Consider the following 923-nt stretch of genomic DNA (forward strand, 5'->3'; position numbering starts at 1 on the left):
GCCATTCTTGTAAATTAAGGCGATTACCTTTTAAACTCCAAGCATTAAGGTATTTTTCATCACTAAAAGTTTTTTTAGATAAAAGATGAAAACTAACCTGATTAGCACTTAATGTTTGTTTCATTTAAAAGCTTTCAAAGCATCTATAAAATCTTTTATATCTTTTACTTGATCTTCTACCCAATCCTCCACTGTATAATCCTCATCACATTCGCTATCTTCATTATAGTAATCTCCCCCTTCAAAGTTAGCAGGATCATCATAAAGTTCCATTTCTATATGTTCTAATTCAAATTCCAAATCATTTATAAAATTTCGAAGATTTGTGCTATTAAATGTCCTTTTATCATAGTCTAAAATAGTGGTTAAGTTAGGGGGTAAAATAACCTTATCTTTTTCATCAAATTTTAAGTTGTTGTTTTCTACTAAATTTTTATATTCATAACTTAAGATGTAACTTATAAAAGTTCTTCGTTCATGTTTTTTTAAACCATCTAAAGCACCTTTTAAATAATTATCATTTTTAATATAGTAATTAAACACTTCTTGTATATCTTCATCCAGTAAATTTTTATTTTTCATTATCTTTCCTTGTAATTTATTTTACCTAAAGTTAATTTTTATCACTCTACTCATTATCCTTGGCTTTTTTTATGGCATCGTTTAAAAGTTTGGAGCATTCATCACGATATTTACCTAATAAATCAAAGTCAGTTTTTCCATCAATTTCACAATGAGAAGAATCATATGCTGGTAAATTATATTTTTTTCTAATTTGCTCTGAAGTCATTGCTCCTGCATCTTTTAAAAGTTTTTTATTTCTAGATCCTCTTGCGATATCTAAAGGGGTGGTTGGGGTGACAAAATTTACATTAGCTCCTAGTTCGATTAAAAGCTTTGTAACCTTATAAGTTTCAGGTTCG

Annotated in this window: 1 protein-coding gene and 1 pseudogene; both read right to left on the bottom strand. The window is 27.8% G+C overall.

Translation table 11 applies throughout. The annotated features are described in order from the left end of the window. Positions 1–120: 120 nt before the first annotated feature. On the bottom strand, positions 121–582 hold the full coding sequence (locus ACOTVC_RS08855; RefSeq protein ID WP_421628384.1) for a hypothetical protein: 462 nt from the start codon (positions 580–582) through the stop codon (positions 121–123). A 46-nt stretch (positions 583–628) separates the two neighbouring features. Then, positions 629–923: pseudogene (locus tag ACOTVC_RS08860) on the bottom strand (ankyrin repeat domain-containing protein); the annotation flags it as partial.

The sequence above is a fragment of the Campylobacter sp. GB48 genome (assembly GCF_049221845.1).
Classification (GTDB): Bacteria; Campylobacterota; Campylobacteria; order Campylobacterales; family Campylobacteraceae; genus Campylobacter_D; species Campylobacter_D lari_C.